This window comes from Kineococcus sp. GCM10028916 (assembly GCF_042674865.1).
In the GTDB taxonomy this organism is placed as follows: Bacteria; Actinomycetota; Actinomycetes; order Actinomycetales; family Kineococcaceae; genus Kineococcus.
The window spans coordinates 83,745-100,168 of record NZ_JBHTFM010000016.1; the positions used below are offsets into that span (position 1 = coordinate 83,745).

Here is a 16,424-nt window from a genome sequence, read left to right on the forward strand (position 1 = left end):
GTCCGATAGGTTCACCCCCGCCCCACCAGCCCCACCCGGAACTCGTGCACCACCAACCCCTGACGACCTGCGAGGAACCCCCGCCATGGCCGACGACCACGACCCCAGCGACGCACCCGAGAAGAACTCCCGGCGCGGCCGGTGGCTGGCCGCCGCCCTCGTCGGGGCCGCCGCTCCCACCGCGCTCGTCCCCGCCACGGCCACCGCGGCCCACGCCGCGACGCCGGAGGAGACCGTCACCGTGCAGCTCGGCGACACCGTGGGGGCGATCGCGAACCGCTCCGGCACCACCGTCGACGCGATCGTGGAGGCCAACGGCCTCGACCGCGGCGCCACCATCGTCGAGGGTCAGCGCCTGCGGATCCCCGGGCCCGAGGCGACCGGCAGCGACGCCGGTGACGCGTCCGCCGGCGGCAGCTACACCGTCCGCCCCGGTGACACCCTCGGGGCGATCGCCGTGGCGCAGGGCACCACCGTCGGTGCTCTGCGTGACGCCAACGGGCTCAGCGCCGACGGGTTCATCCGCGCCGGGCAGGTCCTCACGCTGCCCGGCGGCACGGGCGCCGGCGCTGGACCCACCACCCGCACCGGTGGCGCGACGTACACCGTCCGCGCCGGGGACACCCTGTCCCACATCGCGCAGACGACCGGCGTGAGCGTCGACGACCTCGTCGCGCTCAACGGCCTCGACGACACCGGCTTCATCCTCGAGGGCCAGGCGCTGCAGCTCGGCGCCCGCCCCACCGCCGCGACGCCGGCCCCGCAGCCGACCCAGGCGGCCACCGTCAGCGAAGCCGTCGAGACCAACCGCGCGAACTTGCAGGCCTCCGCCCAGCCGAGTCGCGACGAGATGCGCGAGATCATCCGCTCCACCGCGGTGAAGCTCGGGGTGGACCCGTCGCTGGCGCTGGCCATCGGCTACCAGGAGTCCGGCTTCAACATGAAGGTCGTCTCCGGCGCCAACGCCATCGGCGCGATGCAGGTCATCCCGAGCTCCGGCGAGTGGGCCTCGGACCTGCTGGGACGGCCCATCGACCTCTTCGACGCGCGCGACAACGCGCGGGCCGGGGTGGCGATCCTGCGCACGCTCGTCGCCAACAACCCGCCGGACGTCGCGATCGCGTCCTACTACCAGGGTCAGGCGTCGGTGCGCTCGCGCGGGATGTACGACGACACGCGTCGTTACGTGGCCAACGTGCAGACACTGCAGGCGCGCTTCAGCTGACCTGACGCCCGGTCCACCTAGACTCGCTGATCGTGGACGCAACCCTCTCCGACCCCCTCGTCGGGCGACGCCTCGACGGGCGCTACCGCGTCCTGGGACGGATCGGGCGGGGTGGGATGGGTGTCGTCTACCGCGCCGAGGACGAGCGGCTCGACCGCGCCGTCGCCGTGAAGGTCCTCCGGGCCGACCTCGCCCACGACCCGGCGGCCCGCGCCCGGTTCGTCACCGAGGCGAAGTCGGCGGCGCGGATCGGGCACCCCGGGGTCGTCGCGGTGCTCGACCAGGGCGTGGACCACGAGGGTGGCGTCGAGACGGCGTACCTGGTGATGGAGCTCGTCGACGGCCGGACCCTGCGCGACGTGGTGCTCGACGCGGGGGCCCTCACCCCCGGTGAGGCGCTGAAGGTCACCGCCAGCGTGCTCGAGGCGCTGGCCGAGGCCCACCGCAAGGGCGTCCTGCACCGCGACGTGAAGACCGCCAACGTCCTCGTCGCCGACGACGGCCGGGTCAAGGTCGCGGACTTCGGTCTCGCCCGCGCCGCCAGTCCCGGGGGGCAGAGCACCACCGTCGGCATGGGCGACCTGATGGGCACCGCGGAGTACCTGGCCCCCGAGCAGCTGGAGTCGCGGACCACCGACGCCCGCAGCGACGTCTACGGCGTCGGCGTCATGCTCTACGAGATGCTCACGGGCGCTCCGCCGTTCACGGGTGAGAGCCCGTTCACGATCGCCTACAAGCACGTGCACGAGCAGGTCCCGCCGCCCTCGACCCGCGCGCCCGGACTGTCCCCCTCGATGGACGCCCTCGTCCTCGACGCCCTGGCCAAGGACCCCGACGAACGTCCCGACGACGCCGGGGAGATGCTCGAGCAGCTGCGCGCGGTGCAGGCCTCGCTGACCCCGGAACAGCTCGCCGCCCGCCCGCCCCGCCCCGCCGGTGCGGCCGCGCCGGGCAGCACGACCCGCATCGGCGAGGCCGCCGCCGTCGCGGCCACCCCGACGAAGCGACCCGCGCCGACCGAGGGCCACCGTTCCCGCCGCGGCCTGCTGGTCGGACTGGTCCTGCTCGTGCTCGCCGTCGCCGCCGGACTGGCCTGGTACTTCACCGCCGGCCCCGGCGCGTACACCACGACCCCGTCGGTCGCGGGGAAGTCACCGCAGGAGGCCACCAGCACCCTGCAGGCCGCGGGTCTCGCGGTCGAGCAGCGGCAGGGGTTCAGCGACACCGTCGCGCAGGGCCTCGTGGTCTCCAGCGACCCCGGGGAGGGCGGTCGCGTCCGCAAGGACGGCACCGTGACGATCGTCGTCTCCCAGGGCGTCCAGCAGTTCGCCGTCCCCGAGGTCGTCGGCAAGAGCCGGAGCGACGCGGAGCAGCTCCTCACCGGTACCGGCCTCACGGTCGGGAACGTCAGCGAGCAGTTCGACGAGAAGGTCCCGGACGGCTCGATCGTGGCCGCCACCCCGGGCGTGGGGCAGGTCGTGCCCCACGACTCCAGGGTCGACCTCGTCGTCTCGAAGGGTCGCGAACCGATCGGCGTGCCCGGGGTCGTGAACCAGACGCAGGACGCCGCCCAGAAGGCCATCACCGCCGCAGGTCTGTCGGTGGGCAAGATCACCCAGCAGGTCAGCGAGAGCGTCGCGGCCGGTGAGGTCATCTCCCAGACACCCCCCGACGGGACGCTGTTCCGCGGTGACGCCGTCGACCTGGTCGTCTCCTCGGGTCCGCCGCTGGTGGCCGTCCCGCCCGTGCAGGGCACGCAGGTCGACGCGGCCCGCGCCAAGCTCCAGGGACTCGGGTTCCAGGTCCAGGTCACCAACGTCCTCGGCGGGGTGTTCGGCACCGTCCGCTCCAGCGATCCCGAGGCCGGCACGTCGATCCCCAAGGGGTCGACGATCACCCTCACCGTCGTCTGAGGACGCACGAAGGGCCCGCCACCCGGAGGTGGCGGGCCCTTCGTCGTGCACGGTCAGCGCTTGGAGAGCATCTCCGCCGCGAGGAACGCGAGCTCCAGCGACTGCTGGTGGTTCAGCCGCGGGTCGCACAGCGACTCGTAGCGGGTCGCCAGCGCCGCGTCGTCGATCTCCATGGCCCCACCGAGGCACTCGGTGACGTCGTCCCCGGTGAGTTCGACGTGCAGGCCGCCGGGCACCGTGCCCAGGACCTGGTGGACCTCGAAGAACCCGCGGACCTCGTCCACGACGTCGTCGAAGCGACGGGTCTTGTACCCGCTGGTCGAGGTGATCGTGTTGCCGTGCATCGGGTCGCAGACCCAGGTGACCTGAGCGCCGGACTTCGTGACCCCCTCGACGAGGGCGGGCAGGGCCTCGCGGATGGTCGAGGCGCCCATGCGTGTGATGAAGGTCAACCGGCCCGGTTCGCGGTAGGGGTCGACCTTGTCGATGAGCGCGAGCGCGTCGTCGACGGAGGTCTTCGGCCCCAGCTTGATCCCGATGGGGTTGCGGATCTTCGCGGCGAAGTCCACGTGCGCACCGTCGAGCTGACGGGTGCGCTCCCCGATCCAGACCATGTGCGCGGCGACGTCGTAGGGACCGCCCTGGCGCACGTCCTCGGCGGCGGGACCGCTGAGCGGCGGTTCCTCGTCGAGGGTCCGGGTCAGCGGACGCTCGTAGTCGAGCAGCAGGGCCTCGTGGCTGGACCAGAACTGCACGGTCTGCAGGGCGTCGAAGTCGGCGCCGCAGGCCGCCATGAACTTCATGGCCTTGTCGATGTCGTGCGCGAGTGAGTCGTACTTGGCGTTGGCCGCGGTGGCCGCGAAGCCGCGGTTCCACTCGTGGACCTTGCGCAGGTCCGCGTACCCACCGGTCGTGAACGCCCGGATGAGGTTCAGCGTCGCGGACGACGTGTGGTAGGCGCGGAGCAGCCGCTGCGGGTCGGGGATCCGCGACTCGGGGGTGAACGCGTAGTCGTTGACGGCGTCACCGCGGTAGGCGGGCAGCGTGACGCCGTCGCGGGTCTCGTCGTTGCTGGAGCGCGGCTTGGAGAACTGCCCCGCCATGCGACCGACCTTGATGATCGGCAGGCTCGCCCCGTAGGTGAGGACGGCCGACATCTGCAGCATCGTCTTCAGCCGGCGGCGGATGCCGTCGGCCGTCGCCCCCGCGAAGGTCTCCGCGCAGTCCCCGCCCTGCAGCAGGAACGCCTCGCCCCGGGCGGCCTTGGCCAGCTGCCCGCGCAGCTGGTCGGACTCCCCCGCGAAGACCAGGGGCGGATACGACGCGAGCTCCGCGTGCACCTCGGCCAGCGCGGCGGCGTCCGGCCACTGCGGCTGCTGGGCGGCGGGCAGGTCGGGCCACGTGATGCTGGACAGACCCGCGGAGTTCGTCGTCGTGGGAGTGCTCACGCGGGCAAGTGTCGCACCCCCCGCGGGGTGGGGTCGCCACACATGTGACCGAGCGTCACCAACGGACGCCGGCTGTCTCGGCCCGTCGTGCGTCGGGCACCGTGCGCAACACCCCGGTGGCCTCGGCCAGCGGCACCTGGTGGACCTCGACCCCGTGCAGGGACGCCATCGTGCCCAGGTTCCCGCTCGCGAGCGCCTCGATCGCCGACAGCCCGAACCGCGTCGCGAGGATCCGGTCGGCCGCCGACGGGGTCCCGCCCCGCAGCAGGTGGCCCAGGACGGTGACCCGCGTCGACAACCCCGGGACGCGGGCGAGGAGCTCGTGCTCCAGGGCGTCCCCGGCCCCGCCGAGCTGGGCGTGTCCGAAGGCGTCCCGCGGGGCGTTCTTCGCGGCTTCCTCGCCGTGGACCTTCGCGCCCTCGCTGACGACGATGAGCGGCGCCTGACCGCGGGCCAGGACGGAGCGCGTGACGTCGGCGACGGCGTCGAGGTCGGGGTCCTCCTCGGGCAGGATCGTGACGTGCGCGCCGGCCGCCATCCCGGTGTGCAGCGCGATCCAGCCGGCGTGGCGGCCCATCACCTCCACGATCATCGCCCGGTGGTGGCTCGCGCCGGTGGTGGCGAGGCGGTCGCAGGCGTCGACGGCGGTCTGCACCGCGGTGTCGAAACCGAACGTCGCATCGGTGGCCGACAGGTCGTCGTCGATGGTCTTGGGGGCACCCACGACCGGGATGCCCGCGGCGTGCAGGGCCGTCGCGACGCCGAGGGTGTCCTCGCCGCCGATGGCCAGCAACGCGTCCACCTCGAGCGCCGTCAACTGCTTGCGGACCCGGGCGACGCCGTCGTCGACGCCGTCGGCCAGCGGGTTCGTCCGCGACGAGCCGAGGATCGTGCCGCCGATGGTCAGCAGCGGTCTGACGGTGTCCTCGTCGAGGGGGACGGTGTCCCCGTCGAGGACCCCGCGCCAGCCGTCGAGGAACCCGACGAACTCCATCCCGTGCCGTTGCGTCCCGGCCAGCACCGCCGCCCGGATGACCGCGTTCAGTCCGGGGCAGTCGCCGCCCCCGGTGAGGATCCCGACCCGCATCGTGCGTTCTCCAGTCCCCGGCGCCTTCGCCGACGTGCCTGTCGTCCGTCCGGGGGGAACTCTGCCACCGCGGGTCTAGTGCTGCGCGTCGCCGGGCCCCGGCGCGTCGCCGCCCGGGGCGGCGCGCCCGCCCGGGCCGCCCGTGGAGGTGCTGGGCGGTTCGGGGACGCCGGTGCTGCGGGACAGCTCGCTGCGCAGCCGGCTGCGCTCGGCGTAGGCGTCGACGTACTCCTGGCGCGACAGCTTCTGGATCGCGTACATGATCTCGTCGGTGACGGAGCGGACGACGAGCTGGTCGTCCCCCCGACCGGCGAAGCGGGAGAAGTCCAGCGGCTCCCCGAACACGGCGCCGACGCGCCGGATCCGGGGCAGCCTCCGGCCGGTCGGCAACAGGTCCTCCGTGCCGATCATCGCGACCGGGATCACCGGGGCGCCCGAGGCGAGGGCGATGCGGGCGACACCGGTGCGGCCGCGGTAGAGGCGACCGTCCGGCGACCGCGTCCCCTCGGGGTAGATCCCGAAGAGGTCACCCTCCTGCAGGACGCGCACCGCCCCCGCGATGGCGGCCGAGGACGCCCGGCCCCCGGACCGGTCGACGGGCAGTTGACCGATCCCGTGCATGAGGCCCTTGGTGAGCCGACCACGCACGCCACGGCCGGTGAACAGGTCCGCCTTGGCGATGAAGGTGACCCGCCGCTCGACCACCGTCGGGAGCAGCACGGTGTCCGCGGCGGAGAGGTGGTTGCTGGCCAGGATCGCCGGACCGTCGGTGGGGACGTTCTCGAGCCCGCGGACCCAGGGCCGGAACACGGCCGTGACCAGCGGTTCCGCGACCAGCAGCTTGATCGGCCAGTACAGGACGGGAAAGCGCGGCACCGGCCCCCCTCGTCCTTCGTCGCCCGATCGGTGATCGCTGACCCTAGCGAACGGACCGGCGCGCGCCACGCCGAAACCTCGACCACCCCGGGTCACCCGTGACACCATTGGGACGTGCCTCGAACCCCGGACGACGGATCCGGTCCCCTCGACGTCGATGCGGCGTTCGCGCTGATCGTCGCGCACTGGGGTGAGGAAGCCACGTCGAGGACCGACACGCCGACCTGGGACACCACCCCCGAGGCCGACGAGGACGACGCCCAGGCCGGCGACGCGCCCCGCCCCGAGCCCCGGTTGGTCCGCCCGGTCACTCCGCTCCCTCCGCCCCCTCACGAGGACGTCCCGACGCCCGAGTGGTTCGCGACCCCCCGCCGGCGCGACGACGAACCGGTCGAACTGCGGTCCTCCTCCGAGGAACGCTTCGTCCCCGCCGAGCCGCAGCCCCTCCCCCGCGACCTCCTGGGCTGGGCCGCGTGGATCGCCGTCGTCGGCGCACCACTGTTCCTGCTCGTCGTGGCGCTGGGCTGGAACGACGTCCCGCAGCTCGTCACCGCGATCACCGCGGGGGTGTTCGTGGCCGGGTTCGCGACCCTGGTCATCCGTCTTCCCGGCTCGCGGGACGACGACGACGACGACGGTGCCGTGGTCTGAGACCCGTCCTCAGACGGCCGGGACGAGCAGGTCGGCGACGACCGCCAGGTGGTCGGTGGCTGCGGCCGCGTTCCCCGGTGGGGTGCTGACCCCGGTGACGCTCAGCCGGCGATCGACGAGGACCAGGTCCAGCCGCCTGCGCGGTGCCCGCGCCGGGAAGGTCGGGAAGGGCCGGCCCGCGACCTCGGCCGCGTCCGCGAGCACCGTCGAGAAGCGCTGGTGGACCGCTCCCCCGGGTTCTTCGTTGAGGTCACCCGCCATCACCAGGGGCGCGTCGGACCACGGCCCGCAGGACCCCGGGACGGGGGTCGCGGGCAGCAGCCGGGCCACGTGGTCGGAGCGCTCCCCCGCCTCCAGGCCGAGGTGGACGCTGCGCACCAGCACCTCCCGCGACCACCCCCCACCCAGCGGGACGCGGACGACGGCCTCAGCGGTTCCCCTGCGCCGCACCGGCCTTCGCCCCCGCCAGCGGGCCGTCGGCAGTTCCCGCACCGCACCGGCCCGCACGTCGACGCGGGCGGCGGTGAGCACCGCCGTCCCCGCGCCGGCCCGACCCCACGCCGCGAGCCAGAGGCCGGTGTCGGCGGCGAGGTCCCCGAGCCGGTGGGCGACCGGACCGAACGTGGGGACCTCCTGCAGGCACACGACGTCGGCCGCCGCGGTGCGCAGCAGGTCGCGCAGCGCGACGGTGTCGTCGAGCAGCTCGCGCACGTTGAACGTCGCCACCCGCATCCGGGCGACAGGGCGCCCGACGGAACCCGGGCCGGCCATCAGCCCCAGCCGCGGGACAGGTCCGCCGCACCCACCAGACCCGCCGCCGGGCCGAGCTTGGCGCGGGCGATCGTCAGCTCGGGACGGAACCCCCGCCCCGTGAGGGTGCGGCGGAACGCCTCGCGGCAGGGGCCGAGCAGGAGTTCGCCCGCGTCGGAGACCCCACCCCCGATGACGACGGTCCCCGGGTCCAGCGCGGCGGCGAGGTTCGCGACGCCGATGCCGAGCCAGCGGCCGACGTCCTCGAAGAGTTCCACGGCGGCCGGGTCGCCGGCCCGGGCGGCCTCGGTGACGAGGGGGCCGGTGATCGCCTCGGGATCACCCCCGGCGAGTTCCAGCAGCGTGTGCGCGACGGGCGAGTTCGACCGGGCGAGCTCGCGGGCCTCGCGCACCAGCGCGTTGCCCGAGGCGTACTGCTCCCAGCAGCCGCGGTTGCCGCACTCGCAGCGGTGGCCACCGGGGACGACGATCATGTGCCCGAACTCGCCGGCGATGCCGTAGCGGCCACGGACCACGCGGCCCTGGTTGACGATCCCGCCGCCGATGCCCGTGCCCATCGTCACGCAGACGAGGCGCGACTCCTCCTGGCCGGCCCCGAAGCGGTACTCGGCCCAGGCGGCGGCGTTGGCGTCGTTCTCGACGATCGTGCGCCGGCCGATGCGCCGACCCAGCCGGGCACGGATGCGCCGTTCGACGGCCTCGCGCAGCGGTTCGTGGCGCCAGGCCAGGTGCGGTGCGAAGAGCACCGTCGCGCGTTCGGCGTCGACGAAACCCGCGGCCCCGATGCCGACGGAGACGATGTCGTGGTGGGCGGCGAGCTCCTCCACGACCTCGGCGATCGTGTCCTCGACCCCCTGCGGGCTCGTCGTGGGCGTGTCGCGCCGCAACTGCATGACGACGTTGCCCTCGCCGTCGACGACTCCCGCCGCGACCTTCGTCCCGCCGATGTCGACGCCGACGGCCGGCCCGTCCCCGATGAAGACCCGACGGGTCTGCTGGCGCAGCCGTTGCTGCAGCGCGACCCGTCGCGGGTCGGGTGCGCGCCGACGGCGGGGCGGGCGCGGGGTGCGGGGTACGGCCATGTCTCTGCTCCCGATCGCAGGGGTGTCGTCCGTCAGACCCGGGCGAGGTCGGCGGCGCCGATGATCCCGGCGTCGTTGCCCTTCGTCGCCGTGCGCAGCGGCGGCGGCTTGCGGTGGGTCCGGCCGGAGAGGTTCTCCGCCAGGCTCACCCGGGCCGGGGCCAGCAGCAGGTCACCGGCGCTGGACACGCCGCCACCGATGACGACGACCTCGGGATCGAGCATCGCGACGAAGCTCGCGACGGCCTCGCCCAGCCAGCGGCCCACGTCGGCGAGCAGGCGCGCGCAGCCGGGGTCACCGGCCTGGGCGAGGCGGGTGATGACGGGACCGGTCACCGCTTCCGGGTCGCCACCGACCTCGCGCAGCAGCACCGCACCGTCGGCGTCGCCGGAGCGGAGCAGGTCGCGAGCGTCGCGGACGAGGGCGTTCCCGGCGACGTACTGCTCCCAGCAGCCGGAGTTCCCGCACCCGCAGGCCCGGCCACCGGGGACGGCGCGGACGTGACCGAGTTCGGCGGCGGCGCCGTTGGCCCCGCGCTGCAGCAGACCGCCGGAGACGATCCCGCCCCCGAGGCCGGTGCCGAGCGTGAGCATGACGAGGTCGGTGACCGCGTTGCCCTCCTCGTCGAGACCGCCACCGAAGCGGTACTCCGCCCATGCGGCGGCGTTCGCGTCGTTCTCGACCACGACGCGGCGCGCCACGCGGGACTCCAGGCGGTCGGCGAGGGGTTCGTCGCGCCAGGCGAGGTTCGGGGCGAAGACGACGCTGCGCCGGGCGGCGTCGACGAAACCGGCCGCGGCGACGCCGACGGGACCGAACTCGTGGGTCGTCTCCAGCTCCGCGATCGCGTCCGCGACGGCGTCGGCGATGGCCTCGGGGTGCAGGGCCGGGGTCTCCCGGCGGGTCTGGGCGATGATCTCGCCGCGGTGGTCGACGACCCCGGCGGCGATCTTCGTCCCCCCGATGTCGACACCGACGGCGTTGCCGCTGCTCGTGGCGTCGTGGTGGTGCGTCTCGGCGCGCTGCTCGACCATGCCGGTGCGGTTCTCCCTGCGACGTCGGCCCCGCGACCGGGGCGGCTGCCCGAACGTGCAGCCCCGGCGAGGTTACCCGGTGCGTGCGGGTGACCCGTGCCGGTCCCGCGCCTCAGCCGAGGACGACTCCCAGGGCGGTCATGCCACCGAGCAGCAGGGCCGTCAGCCCGAGCCCGCCCCCGACGGCGACGGCGATCTTCGCCTGCCGGCTCTGCAGGCCGCGTGGTCCCTTGACGTCGGTGCGGGCGAGGGCACCGAGCATGCGCTCGACCTCGGCCTCGTCGACGGCCGGAGCGTCGGGCCGGGGCTGCTCGAAGTCCAGCGCGAGCTGACCGTCCTCGTCCTCGACGACCCGTGCGGGCGGGACCTCACGGCGCACGGGCGCGGCGGTCACCACCGGAGCGGGCACCACCGGCGCGGGGGCGGGCAGCAACGAGGCGTGGCAGAGGGAGCACCAGTCCTGCTCGGGGCGGACCCGGGCGGCGCAGGAGGGGCAGCGCTCGGCGCGCGCCACGACGGGACCCTCGGGCACGGGCGCCGCGGCGGGTTCGTGCGCGAGCCGGCTGACCGGCGGGCCGACCTCGACCGCGCCGAACGCGGCGCTGGTGCGGGTCGTGTCGCGACCGGCGTGCCGGGGGGCCGGCAGCAGGCCCTGGTCGTCGAGCGGCGCGAAGCCGTGGAGGTCCCCGACGGGGAGCGGTCGCGCCTTCTCGTCGTTCACACCTGCACGCATCGACACCCCCGGCCCCGACCTTGAACCCCTCCCGCTGCTCCGTGCGGGTGTCGCGGTGACGTCGCGCCGGGGCGGGGACCCCTCGCAGGTAGGGTCGTCGCACCGCCGACGGAGACGGCGGCGCCCGGACGTCCGCGCACCGCGCGAGCACGGCGGCCCGGGAGCGATGCGAGGAGGAACCAGCGTGCGGAGCAGCTGCGAGCCACCGCTCGTCCAGCCCGCCACGACCGGCAACCTGACCGACTGCGTGGTGGACACCGCGCGGCAGGACCCCCGGCACGTCAGCGTGAGCCGCAAGGGTGCGGACGGCACGTGGCAGCACATCACGGCGCAGGAGTTCCTCGCCGACGTCACCGCGATCGCGAAGGGTCTGCTGGCCGCGGGCATCCACCCCGGCGACCGGATCGGGATCATGGGCCGGACCAGCTACGAGTGGACGTTGTTCGACGTCGCCGGGTGGTTCGCGGGGGCCGTGACCGTCCCCGTCTACGAGACGAGCTCCCCGGAGCAGATCGAGTGGATCCTCTCCGACTCCGGCTGCGTGGCCGCCGTCGTGGAGACGACCGAGAACGCGGGCCGGATCGCCTCCGTCCGCGAGCGCCTCCCCGCGCTGCGCGACGTCTGGACGCTGGAGTCGGGGGCCGTCGCCGACCTGCGCACCGCGGGCGAGGACGTCAGCGACGCCGACGTCGAGCACTCCCGTTCGCTGGCCCGTCCGGGCGACCCGCTGACGATGATCTACACGTCCGGGACGACGGGCCGGCCCAAGGGCTGCCTGCTCACCCACGGCAACTTCCTCGACCTGGCCCGCAACGCCGACGAGGCCATCCCCGAGGTGCTGCGCCGCCAGGACGCGGCGACGTTGCTGTTCATCCCGCTGGCCCACGTCTTCGCCCGCTTCATCCAGGCGCTGTGCCTGGTCAGCCGGATCCGGATGGGCCACACGGCCGACGCCAAGGACCTGTTGCCGGACCTCGCCGGGTTCCGGCCCACGTTCATCCTGGCCGTGCCGCGGGTGTTCCAGAAGGTCTTCAACGGGGCCGAGCAGCGCGCCGCCTCCGGCGGGAGGTTCCGGGCGCGGATCTTCGAGCAGGCCGCGCTCACCGCGGACGCGTGGTCGCGGGCCATCGACACCGGGGGCCCGTCGGTGGCGCTGCGGGTGCGGCACCGCGTCTTCGACCGCCTGGTCTACTCCAAGCTGCGGACGCTGATGGGGGGCCGCGTCGAGTACGCCGTCTCCGGGGGCGCGCCGATGGGTGAGCACCTCGCGCACTTCTTCCGCGGCGTCGGTCTCGTCGTGCTCGAGGGCTACGGGCTCACCGAGACCACGGCCCCGCTGACGGTCAACCGCCCCTCCCGGATCAAGGTCGGGACCGTGGGGCCGCCGCTGCCGGGTACCGACATCGCGATCGCCGAGGACGGCGAGATCCTCGCCCGCGGGGTCGGGGTCTTCCACGAGTACCGGGGACGCGCCCAGGAGACCGAGGAGGCCTTCGCCGACGGGTGGTTCCGCACCGGCGACCTCGGCACCCTCGACGACGAGGGCAACCTGCGGATCACCGGGCGCAAGAAGGAGATCATCGTCACGGCGAACGGCAAGAACGTCGTGCCGTCCGCGCTGGAGGACCGGCTCCGGGCGCACGCGCTGATCTCGCAGGCCGTCGTCGTCGGCGACGGTCGCCACTTCGTGGCCTGCCTGCTCACGCTGGACGAGGAGGCGCTGCCGGGTTGGGGCGCCAACCACGGCAGACCCGGTCTCGACCTCGCCGGTGCCCGTACCGACGGTGAGGTCCTCGCCGAGCTCCAGAAGGCCGTCGACAAGGCCAACGAGTCGGTCAGCCGGGCGGAGTCCATCCGCAAGTTCCGGGTGCTGGACGACGACTTCACCGTGGAGAACGGCTACCTGACCCCCTCGCTCAAGGTGAAGCGGTCGGAGGTCCTGAAGGACCTCGCCCACCAGGTCGAGGCCCTCTACTCCTCGTGATCCACTCGATGAGCCGCCGCGACGCGTCCACGCTCGTGGCGTGGACGGGGCTGATGGCCCTGGCCACCCACAGCGTGGTGCGCTACCGGTGGTGGATCGTCGCCGGTTACGTCGTCATCGCCGCCCTGGTCGTGGGCCTGGCGTGGACGGCACGCGACGACCGGCGGGAGGCGCGGGACGGCGCAGCGGGCGGGTGGGTCCCCTCCGCCCTGCTGACCCTCGTCGGCCTGGTGAACCTGGGCGTCCCCGCCTTCAGCTACCTCGACGACGCGGGGCAGCTGCTGGTCCGCATCGTGCTCGGGGTGTGCTGCTTCGTCGTCGCCGGGCTGCTGCTCCCCGGCAGCGGGGCCAGCCGGCGACTGGCGGTGCTCGCGGCGGTCGTCGGGGCCGTGGGCACGGGCGCGCTGGTGATCGTCGGCGACCCGGCGCCCCGCATCGACGTCTGGGTCATCCTGCAGCAGTCCGCGGACGCGATGGCCGCGGGGAAGTCGATGTACGCCCAGACCTGGGTCGGCTCCCCCGGCATCACCGACGCCTTCGCGTACCTGCCGTGGACGGCGGTGCTCACGGCCCCGGGTCGCTGGCTCGCCGGGGACGTGCGCTGGGCGCTGCTGGTCCTCGTCCTGGTCAGCGCTCTCTGCGTCGGTGCGCTGGGCCGCTGGCGTCGGCCGGCGGTCGCGGCGGCCGCGCTGCTGCTGCTCGCTCCCGGCTCCGGGACGTTGATCGAGCAGGCCTGGACGGAACCTACGGTGCTCGTCGGCCTCGCCGGCTGGGCGCTGCTGGTGCGGACCGGGCGTGCGTGGTGGGCGGTGGTCCCGCTCGCGGTGGCGCTGGCCAGCAAGCAGCACGTGGTGGCCCTGCTGCCGCTGCTCGCGGTCTGGCCCCGTTTCGGCTGGCGGCGCACGGCGGTCGCCACCGGTGGGGCGGGGTTGCTCATGGCGCCCTGGATCGTCGCCGGGTTCGGCGACTTCCGGCACGACACGGTCACGACGATGCTCGACCTCGCCCCCCTGCGCTTCGCCGACACGCTCTACACCTTCGTGCTCAACGAGGCCGGCGTGCAGTTGCCGATCGCCGTCGTCGGGGTGGTCGTCCTGGCGGTCCTGGGTGCGGCCGTGGTGACGCTGCGCCGCCGCGCGGTCGGTCTGGCCGGCCTGCTGAGCTGGTGCGCGGCCGTCCTGTTCGTGGCGAACCTGGTGAACAAGCAGGCCTTCTACAACCAGTTCTGGCTCGTCGGTGCCCTGCTGCTGCTCGCCGTGGCCGCGTCCTCGGGCGCGCTCAGTCCCGCCGTTCCGCCGGGTCGGGTGGAACGTCGGTCCCGGCCAGCAGATCGGCCAGTCGACGTGCCTGCTCCTCCCAGCCCCAGCGACGGCTGACCCACTCGCGTCCCGCGGCACCGAACTCCTCGGCGGTCCTCCCGTCCTGCAGCAGGCCGGCGACCGCGGCGGCCACCTCAGCGCTGGAGCGGCCGTCGACGACGTGACCGTTCACCCCGTCGAGGAGGGCGTCCGGGGCTCCCCCGGAGTCCCCCGCCACGACGGGCAACCCGCAGGCGGCGGCCTCGAGGTAGCAGATGCCGAGGGCCTCGGGTTCCAGCCCGCCGAGGCGGGTGCGGGTCGGCATGCAGAAGACGTCACCGGCGGCGTAGTACTCCGGCGCCCGGTCCCACGGGACCGACCCGGTGAAGACGACGTCCCCGGACACCCCCGAGCGCCGGGCGAGCGCCTCCACCGCTCCGCGGTGCGGACCGTCGCCGACGATCAGCAGCGCCGCGCCCGGCACCCGCCGCCGGATCTCGGGGAGCGCCCGGACCAGGACGTCCTGGCCCTTGCGGGCGACGATCCGCGAGACGCAGACGACGACGGGGCGCTGCCCCAGGCCGAACTCGGCCCGCACCCGCTCCCGGGCCGCGGGGTCGGGACGGAACACGTCCGCGTCGACGCCCGGGGTGAGCCGGCGCATCCGGGACCTCGCGGCGGCGGTGAGCGGTCGCTCGATGCGCGAGCGGCACCAGTCGCCGAGGTAGGTGACGGTGTCGTTGCCCTCCCCGATCCGGCGCAGGGCCGAGCGGGAACCAGGCAGGCTGGACCACCACACCTCGTGGCCGTGCGTCGTCGCGACCGTGCGCCGCACCCCGGCCGTGCGCAGCGCGGGCGCCATCAGCCCCAGCGGGGCCGCTGCCCCGAACCAGACCCGGTCGGCGTCGTGCTCGCGGGCCGTGCGCTGCACCCGCCGCACGATGCCCGGGGTGGGCACCATCAGCGGGGACGGGTCGCGGACCACGACGATCCCCCGCGCGGCCAGCTCCGCGTCCACGGCGGCGTCACCCCGCTGGCGGGCGGTGTGCACGACGACCCGGGCCGCGTCGCCGTCGCCGAAGGCGGGCAGGCGGCGGACGACGGCGTGGACGAACGACTCGATGCCCCCGGTCCGCGGCGGGAAGTCGTTGGTGACGACGAGCGTGCTCACGGCCCCCACCCCACCAGGTCGCTCGCGACGTCGGCGCGCCAGGTCTCGACGACGTCCGCGAACGAGCGGCCCAGCGCCTGCCGGCAGGCGGCCTCCAGGTCCGTCCCGGCCAGCACCGTGCGGAGCAGGGCCGTCACCGCCGACGTCCCCGCCACCCGGGCCGCCGACGTCACCAACGTCCACGCCGCGGCGTAGGCGAGCTGCAGCGCCGCCGGCTCCGAGCTGCGGAACGCCGCGTCGTCGGGGACCTGCGGGACGCCGTCCGCGCTCAGCAGCGGGGCGGCGAGCGCCGTCGCGGCGACGTCGCGACGCAGGCGGGCGACGTGGTCGGCGTAGCCCTCGGTCAGCCAGGTGGGCACCACGGCACCGGCGGCGCGGGGGGTCGCCCGGGTCGCGACGTGGACGAGTTCGTGGGTGAGGGTGACGCTGCGCCCCAGCGGGGTCAGCGCGGCGAAGCGCTCCACCGAGAGCACGACGCGGACCCCGGCCGGGGCACCGTCGGGCAGGTCGGCGTCGAGGCCCACGGCGACGGCGTCGAGCCGCCCAGAGGCGTCCCGTCCGGCGAACCGGGTGACCTCGGCGGCCGTGGGGAGGACGACGACCGCCGTCCCCCGGGGCCAGTGCCCGCCCCAGGCGGCGTCGACGCGCGCGGTGGCGTCGGGGAGGTCGGCCGCGACCTGGTCGGCGACCTCACCGGCGGCGGGGTCGACGACGAGGACGACCCCGCCCCCGACGATCCGGGCCTCGACGTCACCGAGGTCCCACGGCTGCGGTGTCCCCGCGGTGGAGGTGCGGAGCCGACCGTCCCAGCCGGCCCGGAAGGCACCGGCGACGGCCCGCCCCTCGCCCTCGACGCGGACCCGGAGGGTCCCCGTGACGTCCGCGGCCGCGTCGTCGAGTCCGCTGACGGCCCACTCGCGCAGCCCGGCGCGCACGGCCCGGGCGTCGAGGACGCGCACGGCGCTGCGCTCGGCGGGGTCGTAGCCCGCTCCGGCCGCCGTGAGGTCACCGGCCACCAGCGCGGCCCCACGGGCGGCGAGGACCTGCTGGACGTCGTCGGGTGCGGGGGCCGTGGGCGGCGCGGAGCACCCGGCGAGGACGGGGGGCGCCAGGAGGAAGAGCCGCCGGGGGAACGACGGGACGGGACGCAC

The 16,424-nt window shown here is 74.7% G+C and carries 14 protein-coding genes; 5 read left to right on the plus strand and 9 right to left on the minus strand.

Going from position 1 to position 16,424, the window contains the following annotated elements; translation table 11 throughout:
- The first annotated feature begins 85 nt into the window (after positions 1 to 85).
- Together ACFQ46_RS14230 and pknB are read left to right on the plus strand one after the other, a co-directional pair.
- Positions 86 to 1,225: a LysM peptidoglycan-binding domain-containing protein gene (locus tag ACFQ46_RS14230; protein ID WP_380260066.1), complete on the plus strand. Its 1,140-nt coding sequence runs from the start codon at positions 86 to 88 to the stop codon at positions 1,223 to 1,225.
- Positions 1,226 to 1,257: 32 nt separating this feature from the next.
- Positions 1,258 to 3,138: a Stk1 family PASTA domain-containing Ser/Thr kinase gene (gene pknB, locus ACFQ46_RS14235; RefSeq protein WP_380260067.1), complete on the plus strand. Its 1,881-nt coding sequence runs from the start codon at positions 1,258 to 1,260 to the stop codon at positions 3,136 to 3,138.
- 53 nt (positions 3,139 to 3,191) lie between these two features.
- Here the strand turns inward: pknB and ACFQ46_RS14240 are convergent, their stop codons facing one another.
- The 3 genes from ACFQ46_RS14240 to ACFQ46_RS14250 form a co-directional block, all read right to left on the minus strand.
- The gene (locus ACFQ46_RS14240; protein ID WP_380260068.1) at positions 3,192 to 4,586 is read right to left on the minus strand and encodes a class II 3-deoxy-7-phosphoheptulonate synthase; all 1,395 of its coding nucleotides are present in this window, start codon (positions 4,584 to 4,586) and stop codon (positions 3,192 to 3,194) included.
- A 55-nt stretch (positions 4,587 to 4,641) separates the two neighbouring features.
- The gene (locus tag ACFQ46_RS14245; RefSeq protein WP_380260069.1) at positions 4,642 to 5,673 is read right to left on the minus strand and encodes a 6-phosphofructokinase; all 1,032 of its coding nucleotides are present in this window, start codon (positions 5,671 to 5,673) and stop codon (positions 4,642 to 4,644) included.
- A gap of 75 nt (positions 5,674 to 5,748) precedes the next feature.
- Positions 5,749 to 6,549 (minus strand): lysophospholipid acyltransferase family protein, encoded by an 801-nt coding sequence (locus ACFQ46_RS14250; protein WP_380260070.1) that lies wholly within the window; start codon positions 6,547 to 6,549, stop codon positions 5,749 to 5,751.
- Between the two features lie 114 nt (positions 6,550 to 6,663).
- Between ACFQ46_RS14250 and ACFQ46_RS14255 the strand changes: the two genes are divergently transcribed.
- On the plus strand, positions 6,664 to 7,200 hold the full coding sequence (locus tag ACFQ46_RS14255; RefSeq protein ID WP_380260071.1) for a hypothetical protein: 537 nt from the start codon (positions 6,664 to 6,666) through the stop codon (positions 7,198 to 7,200).
- Positions 7,201 to 7,209: 9 nt separating this feature from the next.
- Here the strand turns inward: ACFQ46_RS14255 and ACFQ46_RS14260 are convergent, their stop codons facing one another.
- The 4 genes from ACFQ46_RS14260 to ACFQ46_RS14275 form a co-directional block, all read right to left on the minus strand.
- The gene (locus tag ACFQ46_RS14260) at positions 7,210 to 7,971 is read right to left on the minus strand and encodes an endonuclease/exonuclease/phosphatase family protein (protein WP_380260072.1); all 762 of its coding nucleotides are present in this window, start codon (positions 7,969 to 7,971) and stop codon (positions 7,210 to 7,212) included.
- Complete coding sequence (locus ACFQ46_RS14265; protein WP_380157019.1) at positions 7,971 to 9,053, minus strand: ROK family glucokinase; 1,083 nt, start codon at positions 9,051 to 9,053, stop codon at positions 7,971 to 7,973. Before ACFQ46_RS14265 ends, ACFQ46_RS14260 begins: the two co-directional genes overlap by 1 nt.
- A gap of 32 nt (positions 9,054 to 9,085) precedes the next feature.
- The gene (locus ACFQ46_RS14270; protein WP_380260073.1) at positions 9,086 to 10,087 is read right to left on the minus strand and encodes an ROK family protein; all 1,002 of its coding nucleotides are present in this window, start codon (positions 10,085 to 10,087) and stop codon (positions 9,086 to 9,088) included.
- A gap of 112 nt (positions 10,088 to 10,199) precedes the next feature.
- Entirely contained in the window at positions 10,200 to 10,808 is a 609-nt protein-coding gene (locus ACFQ46_RS14275) for a hypothetical protein (protein WP_380260074.1), read from the minus strand.
- A 196-nt stretch (positions 10,809 to 11,004) separates the two neighbouring features.
- Between ACFQ46_RS14275 and ACFQ46_RS14280 the strand changes: the two genes are divergently transcribed.
- Both ACFQ46_RS14280 and ACFQ46_RS14285 read left to right on the plus strand, forming a co-directional pair.
- Positions 11,005 to 12,804 carry an AMP-dependent synthetase/ligase gene (locus ACFQ46_RS14280; RefSeq protein WP_380260075.1) on the plus strand — a complete coding sequence of 600 codons (1,800 nt, stop codon included), beginning with the start codon at positions 11,005 to 11,007 and terminating at the stop codon, positions 12,802 to 12,804.
- A gap of 8 nt (positions 12,805 to 12,812) precedes the next feature.
- Positions 12,813 to 14,180 carry a hypothetical protein gene (locus ACFQ46_RS14285; protein ID WP_380260076.1) on the plus strand — a complete coding sequence of 456 codons (1,368 nt, stop codon included), beginning with the start codon at positions 12,813 to 12,815 and terminating at the stop codon, positions 14,178 to 14,180.
- Here ACFQ46_RS14285 and ACFQ46_RS14290 read toward each other — a convergent pair.
- Positions 14,083 to 15,273: a glycosyltransferase family 4 protein gene (locus ACFQ46_RS14290; protein WP_380260077.1), complete on the minus strand. Its 1,191-nt coding sequence runs from the start codon at positions 15,271 to 15,273 to the stop codon at positions 14,083 to 14,085. The genes ACFQ46_RS14285 and ACFQ46_RS14290 overlap by 98 nt on opposite strands.
- The gene (locus ACFQ46_RS14295) at positions 15,270 to 16,424 is read right to left on the minus strand and encodes a hypothetical protein (protein ID WP_380260078.1); all 1,155 of its coding nucleotides are present in this window, start codon (positions 16,422 to 16,424) and stop codon (positions 15,270 to 15,272) included. Before ACFQ46_RS14295 ends, ACFQ46_RS14290 begins: the two co-directional genes overlap by 4 nt.

Coding starts and splice junctions, on each gene's coding strand:
- ACFQ46_RS14230 (WP_380260066.1), top strand. CDS start 86: ATGGCCGACGACCACGACCCCAGCGACGCACCCGAGAAGAACTCCCGG.
- ACFQ46_RS14245 (WP_380260069.1), bottom strand. CDS start 5,673: ATGCGGGTCGGGATCCTCACCGGGGGCGGCGACTGCCCCGGACTGAAC.
- ACFQ46_RS14260 (WP_380260072.1), bottom strand. CDS start 7,971: ATGGCCGGCCCGGGTTCCGTCGGGCGCCCTGTCGCCCGGATGCGGGTG.
- ACFQ46_RS14265 (WP_380157019.1), bottom strand. CDS start 9,053: ATGGCCGTACCCCGCACCCCGCGCCCGCCCCGCCGTCGGCGCGCACCC.
- ACFQ46_RS14270 (WP_380260073.1), bottom strand. CDS start 10,087: ATGGTCGAGCAGCGCGCCGAGACGCACCACCACGACGCCACGAGCAGC.
- ACFQ46_RS14285 (WP_380260076.1), top strand. CDS start 12,813: ATGAGCCGCCGCGACGCGTCCACGCTCGTGGCGTGGACGGGGCTGATG.